Consider the following 7365-nt stretch of genomic DNA (forward strand, 5'->3'; position numbering starts at 1 on the left):
CCGCCGCGCTGATCACGCCCGACCGGGCGCTCGCCATGCGGGTCGCCGCCGAGCTCGCCCGCTGGGACATCGTCGCCGAGGACGGCGCCGGTCTCGCGCTCAGCCGCAGCGCGGCGGGCCGGATGGCGCGCCTCTCGGCGGAACTGGCCGTCGACCTCCACCGAGAGCAGGGCGACGCGATCCCGGCGCGGATCATCGCGCTCCTGGCCCATCCGCTGGTCGGCCTCGGCCTCCCGCGCGGCGACGTCGTGCGCGGCGCGGCGGCCCTGGAGATCGGCGTGCTGCGCGGCCCGGCGCCGGCCGGCAGCTTCCAGGGGCTCAAGGATGCGCTCGCCGTCCAGCGCGCCGCCCCGCACAGGCACCAGCCCCGGGCCAAGCAGCGTCTCGGCGACCGCGATTGGGACCTGGCGGCGACGATCCTCGATCAGCTCGAGGCCGCGTTCGCACCGCTCGCCGCGTTCGCCGGCTCCTGCGGCGCCGAGGCGGCCGCCTGCGATCTCGTCGAGGCGGCGCGCCTCCATGCCGAGGTGTGCGAGGCGCTGCTGGCGCGGCCGGCGGAGGTGGCCGAGCCGATCGCCGATGCCTCGCTGAATTGCCTCGACACGCTGTTCGACGACGTGCGGAACCTCGTCGGCCACCGCGCCGAGGCCGACGCGGCGCTGCTGCCGGGGAGCTTCGACGACTACCCCGCCCTCCTTACCACGCTCGCCGCCGATCGCACCGTGCCCTGCGCCGGGCCGGCGCCGCATCCGCGCCTGAGCATCCTCGATCCGCTCGGATCGCGCCTGATGCACTACGACCGCGTCGTGCTCGCCGGGCTCGACGAGGGCGTCTGGCCCGGCAAGACCACCACGGATTCCTTCCTCAACCGGCCGATGCGCGAACGCATCGGCCTCAACCCGCCCGAGCGCCAGCTCGGCCAGGCGGCGCACGACTTCGTCCAGGCCCTCGGCTGCCGCGACGCGGTGATCACCCGCGCGGCCAAGCGCGAGGGCTCGCCGACCGTGCCGTCGCGCTTTCTCCAGCGCATCCGCGCCTTCGCCGGTGAGGCGGCCTGGGCGGCCACCCTCGACGCCGGCCGGCGCTTTGCCGGCTATGCGCGCGTGCTCGACACGGCGCCCGCGCAGCCGCGCCTGACCCAGCCGAAGCCCAAGCCCGACCCGGCCCTGTTCCCGCGCAGCCTCAGCGTCACCGAGATCGAGACGCTGGTGCGCGACCCCTACGCCGTCTTCGCCCGCCACGTGCTCGGGCTCGATCCGCTCGAGGCGGTGGCCGAGCGGCCCGGCGCGGGGGACCGCGGCACCATGATCCACGCGATCTTCGGCCGATTCGCCGAGCGCTATCCCGATGCGCTGCCCGATCCCGCAATCGCCTGGGAACGGCTCAACCAGATCGCGGTCGAGGCCTTCGCCGGCACCGCCGACACCTACCCCGAGCTCTACGCCGAGTGGTGGCCGCGCTACGAGCGCATGGCCGCCGTCTACCTTCCCTGGGAGATCGCGCGGCGGGCGACCCTCGCGCGGGTCGAGCCCGAGATCTTCGGACGGTGGGCGATCCCGCTCGGGCCTGAGACCTTCACGCTCCGGGCGCGCGCCGACCGGATCGAGCGCGGGGCGGACGGCGCCTGCATCGTCGACTTCAAGACCGGCGCGCCGCCCTCGGCCCGCGAGATCTTTGCCGGCTTTTCACCGCAGCTCACCCTCGAGGCGGCGATGCTGATGCACGGCGCGTTCGACGGGTTCCCGGCGACGAACGCGACGCCGGACCTGCTCTACGTCCACGCCTCGGGCGGGCGGAAGCCGTTCGTGCCGCTGGCCGTCAAGCCGCCCAAGGGCGATCCGCGCACCGTGGCGGAGATCGTCGAGGAGCACGCCACCCGCCTGAGGGGGCTCGTCGCCCGCTTCATGACCGGGCAGGCCGCCTACACCTCGCGGCCCTACGCGAAGTACGCCAAGTCCTACGGCGACTACGACCACCTCGCCCGCGTCGGCGAATGGTCGCTCGGGGGAGATAGCGAGGGCTGATCCGGTCGCCTCCGGTCGATCGGAGCGGATGCACGCGTCTCCCTCCCTCGCAGTGGGGGGAGGGAAAGGCGCGAGAGCAGCCTCCGAATCGATCCGGAGGCGAGCCGCAGCCTCAGACCGGCGCCAGCGCCGCGCGGGGATCGTGGCGGGCGAGCCGGCCGAGCAGGTACTCGACCTCGGCGACCGCCTTCGGGCCCAGCGTGCCGCCGGGCTTGCGCTGGGCGGCGGAGGCGATCAGCCCGCGGCGCGCCATGACGTACTTGCGCACCGCCAGCCCGATGCCGGGCTGCTGCTCGTAGCGCAGCAGCGGCAGATGGGCGTCGAACAGGTCGTGCGCGGCGTCGCGCTCGCCCGCGGACGAGAGGCGGACCACGTCGGCGAGCATGTCGGGGAAGGCGTAGCCGGTCATCGCCCCGTCGGCGCCGCGCTCGGTCTCGAAATCGAGGAACAGGCCGCCGTTGCCGCACAGGATCGAAATGCGCCGCATCGAGCCCTCCGCCTCGAAGTCGCGTAAAGCCGAGATCTTCTCGAGCCCCGGCCAGTCCTCGTGCTTGAGCATCCGGCAGGCCGGGTTGTCGTTGACGATCCGGCGGATCACGCCCGGCGTCATCACCACGGTGAAGGTGAGGGGATAGTCCTGGATCACGAACGGCACGTCGGCGCCGATCGCCTCGGCGGCCTGCGCGTAGTAGGCGACGATCTGGTCGTCCGTGCGCAGGGAACTGGGCGGCGCGATCATGACCCCGGCCGCGCCCGCATCCATCGCGCTGCGGGCCAGCGACGCCATCGCGGCGAAGCCCGGCGCCGAGACGCCGACGATCACCGGCAGGCCCTTCGCCCGCACGATGAAGCGTCGGGCGACGTCGAGCGCCTCGCCCTGGTCGAGCTTGGGCGCCTCGCCCATCACCCCGAGCACGGTGAGGCCGGTGGCGCCGTTTGCGGCGTAGAAGTCGGTCAGCCGGTCGATCGAGTCGTGGTCGATGCGGCCGTCCGGGTGGAACGGCGTCGGGGCGATCGGGAAGACGCCGCGTTCGGAGGCATCGAGGCGCATGGGGTTTGATCCTTCGTGACGGCGTCGGGACGAGGAACGCGGACGATAGACCGACTCGGCGGTGGCGTCGCAGCCGCTCAGGCGATGCCGAGGGCCCGGATCAGCACGAGGCTGATGCCGATGAGCACGAGGAGCGAGCCGGTGACGGCGGCGGTGACGCGTCCGCCGACGCGCGCGAGGATGCGCACGTCGACGCCCAGGCCGAGCGCGGCCATCGAGACGATGGTAAGGATGCCGGCGAGCCTCGTCAGCGGAAGCGCGGCCGCGTCGGGGATCAGGCCGAGGGAGCGCAGGCTCGCCAGCACCAGGAAGCCGACGATGAACCACGGCACGAGCTTGGTCAGGCTCAGGCGCCCGGGCCGGGCCGCCGCGCCGCCCTCGGCCGGCAGCCGGCGGGCGATCAGCGAGAAGGCGAGCACCACCGGGCCGAGCATCAGCACGCGCACCAGCTTGACCAGAGTGCCGACCTGGGTGCTGGCGAGGCTCACCGGCACGGTGGCGGCCAGCACCTGCGGCACCGCGTAGACGGTGAGCCCGGCGAGCACGCCGTACTGGTTGTCGGACAGGTGGGCCAACGGCACGAACAGCGGCAGGCCGAGCACCATCAGCACGCCGAGCACGGCGGTGAAGGCGATCGCGGCGGCGATGTCCTTGTTGTCGGCCCCGATCACCGGGGCGACGGCGGCGATCGCCGAGTTGCCGCAGATCGCGTTGCCGCAGGCGACGAGGATCGCCATCCGCGCCGGCAGCGCCAGCATGCGGCAGATGCCGTAGCTCGCCGCGATCGTCAGGATCACCGTGCCGACGATGCCGGTGAGCAGCGCCGGGCCGGAGGCGACGATCGCCCCGAGGCTCAGGGAGGCGCCGAGCAGCGTCACGGCGAGCTCGAGCAGCTGCTTGGCGCTGAAGGCGATGCCGCTGCGGAAGCGCGCCCCCGGCACCCACGCGCTGCGGAGCGCGATGCCGAGCAGGATCGCGATCACCAGCGCCTCGATATAGGGATGGTCGAGCGCGCGCTCCTCGACCGCCTGCACGCCCATCGCGATCCCGGTGATCGCGACGCAGACGAGGATGCCTGGCAGCAGCGCGAACGGGCCGGCGGCGACCGTGGGCGCGGCGTGCGCGGGTGGGGTCATCGGCTTCGAGTCTGCGGTCACGCGGCCTCTCGCTCGGCGGATTCCGCACCCGGGGATGCGTCGAGGAACGAACTTCCACACCGGCGATCCAGCGGAGAAGAAGCCTCTCTTTGTCAAGGAATCTTCGGAAGACGCAACCATTGATCCGGGGGCGGCCAAGCGCGACATCTCCCATCATGACCGTCCAGCTCGACCAGCGCACGACCGCCTACGATCCCTTCGGTGAGCCGATGGAGATGCCGCGCGCCTGCGTCGATGCGAAAGCCCTGGGCGCAGCCGGCAGCTACCGCGAGACGCGCCGTGCGGCCCTGGTGTTCTGGGCTCTGGCGCTTCTGTTCGTCGGCGGCCGAATCTACCTGGCGGATCAAGCCCCGTCGCAGGTCGCGGACGCGGCGCCCGTGCAGGTCACGGCCCTGCGCTGATTTCAGGCCGGTCGCCGGGGGGACACCGCGACGCGGTCCATCCCTCTCGTCCTGCACGTCGAGGCCCGACGTCCGCCGAAGGCCTCATGGATGGGACGACCGCGATCATCGTTCGACGCGTGCCGTCGCGGCGTGAGCCGTCGTGACGACGCCGAAAGCAAAAACCCTCCCGCGATCGCCCGATCGCGGGAGGGTTTTTGTCACTTCAGCCGGGCGGCGGCCCAGGCGATGTGGTCGTCCATGAAGCTGGAGATGAAGAAGTAGGAGTGGTCGTAGCCCTCGCGCATGTTGAGGGTCAGCGCGATGCCGGCCTTCTTGCAGGCCTCTTCCAGCAGCCACGGCCGCAGCCCGTCCTGAAGGAAGCTGTCGGCGGTGCCCTGGTCGACGAGGAACTCGGGGAAGCGGTGCCCGTCCTCGATCAGCGCGGTGGCGTCGTGGGCGCGCCAGGCCGCCGTGTCCGTGCCGAGATACTTCTCGAAGGCCGGCTTCGACCAGCCCGCCGTGGAGGGCTGGGCGATCGGCGCGAAGGCCGAGCAGGACTTGAAGCGGTCGGGATAGGTCAGCGCGATCGTGAGCGCGCCGTGCCCGCCCATCGAGTGGCCGAAGATGCCCTGGCGGCTCATGTCGGCGGGGAAGTTCTTCGCGACCAGCGCCGGAAGCTCCTCGGTGACGTAGCTCCACATCCGGTAGTTCGCGGAATAGGGTGCCTGCGTCGCGTCGAGGTAGAAGCCCGCGCCGGAGCCGAACTGCCAGTTGCCGGCCTCGTCGGGGATGCCCTCGCCGCGGGGCGAGGTGTCGGGCGCGACGACGATCACGCCGTGGCGGGCGGCGGCCTGCCGGTACTCGCCCTTGTCCATGACGTTGGCGTGGGTGCAGGTCAGCCCCGAGAGGTACCACAGCACCGGCACCGGGCCGTCCTTGGCCTGGGGCGGCACGAAGACCGCGAAGGTCATCGGGCAGCCGGTGGTCGTCGCGTCATGCTTGTACACGCCCTGGACGCCACCGTGCGAGAGGGCCTTCGAGACGGTTTCCATGGGGTGATCTCCTGGGGCTCTGGGGCCGTGACCGGCCGATGGGTCGATACAGGCTCCTCCCTCCCCCGCAGAGGGGGGAGGGAAGCGCGCGTCGGTCCGAGTGTCGGTCCTAGTATAGCACCACCGAGCGGATCGACTTGCCCTCGTGCATCAGGTCGAAGCCGTGGTTGATCTCGTCGAGCGGCATGGTGTGGGTGATCAGGTCGTCGATGTTGATCTTGCCCTCCATGTACCAGTCGACGATCTTCGGCACGTCGGTGCGGCCGCGCGCCCCGCCGAAGGCCGAGCCCTTCCAGACGCGGCCGGTGACGAGCTGGAACGGGCGGGTCGAGATCTCCTTGCCGGCCTCCGCCACGCCGATGACGATCGACTCGCCCCAGCCGCGGTGGCAGCACTCGAGCGCCTGGCGCATCACGTGGACGTTGCCGGTGCAGTCGAACGAGAAGTCGGCGCCGCCGCCGGTGGCGTCGAGGATCGCCGCGACGACGTGATCGTTGCCGACCTCCTTCGGGTTGATGAAGTGCGTCATCCCGAACTTGCGCGCCATCTCCTGCTTGTCGGGATTGATGTCGACGCCGATGATCTTGTCGGCCCCCACCATCCGCGCGGCCTGGAGCACGTTGAGGCCGATGCCGCCGAGGCCGAACACCACGACGTTGGCGCCGGGCCAGACCTTCGCGGTGTAGATCACCGCGCCGATGCCGGTGGTGACGCCGCAGCCGATGTAGCAGACCTTGTCGAAGGGGGCGTCCTCACGGATCTTCGCCAGCGCGATCGCCGGCAGCACGGTGAAGTTCGAGAAGGTCGAGCAGCCCATGTAGTGGAACAGGGTGTCGGACCCGCCCGGGCTGCCGCCGGTGGAGACGCAGGAGAAGCGGCTGGTGCCGTCGGGCATCACGCCCTGGCCCTGCGTCGCGCGGATCGCGGTGCAGAGGTTGGTGCGCTGCGACAGGCAGGACTTACAGCCGCGGCATTCGGGCGTGTAGAGCGGGATCACGTGGTCGCCGACCTTCAGGTCGGTGACGCCGGCGCCGATTTCGCGGACGATGCCCGCGCCCTCGTGGCCGAGGATCGCCGGGAACTTGCCCTCCGAGTCGAGGCCCGAGAGGGTGTAGGCGTCGGTGTGGCAGATGCCGGTGGCCATCACCTCGACGAGGACCTCGCCGGCCTTCGGCCCCTCGATGTCGATGGTCTCGATCGTGAGCGGCTTCTTCGCCTCCCACGCCACGGCTGCGCGCGTCTTCATGATGTCGGGTTCCCTGTGCCTGGACGATAACGGACGGCGTCGACAGGCGACGGCGCTTCGGATCGCTCCACCTGGCGGCGGCGATCCGAACGGCCCGAAATACGAGACGCCTGATGCTGGTTCTCGGCCCCAGACGCAACCGCCATTTCCGCAGGGGGACCCCGCCGCAGGCGCGGACCCGGGCGCTCAGGACCCGGCCGCTCAGGACCCTGCCGCGTGCGGCCGCGTCAAGCCGCGGCCAGCCCGAGCCCGGCCAGCGCCTCCGCGATCTCCGCCTCGCTCAGGAGCCGGATCACCGGTCCCGAGGTCCAGACCAGCATTGGGCGGATCGCGTGGTCCGGGTAGATCCGCGCGAGCAGGCGGGCGTAGAGGGCGATCTGCGCGGTCTCGGGCCGCGGCGGCGGCGCGCCCTCGGCGGGCGGGCGCCCGGTCTTGAAGTCGGCGAGCCGCAC

At 71.6% G+C, this 7365-nt stretch carries 7 protein-coding genes; 2 read left to right on the forward strand and 5 right to left on the reverse strand.

Annotation, left to right across the window (positions count from 1 at the left end; genetic code table 11):
* Positions 1–2024 (forward strand): double-strand break repair protein AddB (gene addB, locus FV230_RS21675; RefSeq protein WP_147843876.1); only part of this gene is annotated, 2024 nt, incomplete at its 5' end.
* Positions 2025–2136: 112 nt separating this feature from the next.
* Here the strand turns inward: addB and FV230_RS21680 are convergent.
* Together FV230_RS21680 and FV230_RS21685 are read right to left on the reverse strand one after the other, a co-directional pair.
* Positions 2137–3075, reverse strand: coding sequence for a dihydrodipicolinate synthase family protein (locus FV230_RS21680; protein WP_147843877.1), 939 nt, complete (start codon positions 3073–3075; stop codon positions 2137–2139).
* Positions 3076–3152: 77 nt separating this feature from the next.
* Positions 3153–4211: a putative sulfate exporter family transporter gene (locus tag FV230_RS21685; protein ID WP_147843881.1), complete on the reverse strand. Its 1059-nt coding sequence runs from the start codon at positions 4209–4211 to the stop codon at positions 3153–3155.
* A gap of 176 nt (positions 4212–4387) precedes the next feature.
* On the opposite strand from FV230_RS21685, the gene FV230_RS21690 reads away from it, so the two are divergent.
* The gene (locus tag FV230_RS21690) at positions 4388–4633 is read left to right on the forward strand and encodes a hypothetical protein (RefSeq protein ID WP_147843878.1); all 246 of its coding nucleotides are present in this window, start codon (positions 4388–4390) and stop codon (positions 4631–4633) included.
* A gap of 200 nt (positions 4634–4833) precedes the next feature.
* On the opposite strand, the gene fghA is transcribed toward FV230_RS21690, so the two are convergent.
* From fghA to FV230_RS21705, 3 genes are all read right to left on the reverse strand, one after another.
* Positions 4834–5667 carry an S-formylglutathione hydrolase gene (gene fghA, locus FV230_RS21695; RefSeq protein ID WP_147843879.1) on the reverse strand — a complete coding sequence of 278 codons (834 nt, stop codon included), beginning with the start codon at positions 5665–5667 and terminating at the stop codon, positions 4834–4836.
* Positions 5668–5776: 109 nt separating this feature from the next.
* Complete coding sequence (locus tag FV230_RS21700; RefSeq protein ID WP_147727892.1) at positions 5777–6913, reverse strand: S-(hydroxymethyl)glutathione dehydrogenase/class III alcohol dehydrogenase; 1137 nt, start codon at positions 6911–6913, stop codon at positions 5777–5779.
* Positions 6914–7140: 227 nt separating this feature from the next.
* A partial coding sequence (locus FV230_RS21705; RefSeq protein ID WP_147843880.1) for a hypothetical protein occupies positions 7141–7365 on the reverse strand: 225 nt, incomplete at its 5' end.

Origin of the sequence: Methylobacterium sp. WL6 (genome assembly GCF_008040095.1) — a bacterium.
Classification (GTDB): Bacteria; Pseudomonadota; Alphaproteobacteria; order Rhizobiales; family Beijerinckiaceae; genus Methylobacterium.

Excerpts from the sequence above, each read along its gene's own strand:
- FV230_RS21690 (WP_147843878.1), top strand. The coding sequence starts at position 4,388 with ATGACCGTCCAGCTCGACCAGCGCACGACCGCCTACGATCCCTTCGGT.
- FV230_RS21685 (WP_147843881.1), bottom strand. The coding sequence starts at position 4,211 with ATGACCCCACCCGCGCACGCCGCGCCCACGGTCGCCGCCGGCCCGTTC.
- fghA (WP_147843879.1), bottom strand. The coding sequence starts at position 5,667 with ATGGAAACCGTCTCGAAGGCCCTCTCGCACGGTGGCGTCCAGGGCGTG.
- FV230_RS21680 (WP_147843877.1), bottom strand. The coding sequence starts at position 3,075 with ATGCGCCTCGATGCCTCCGAACGCGGCGTCTTCCCGATCGCCCCGACG.
- FV230_RS21700 (WP_147727892.1), bottom strand. The coding sequence starts at position 6,913 with ATGAAGACGCGCGCAGCCGTGGCGTGGGAGGCGAAGAAGCCGCTCACG.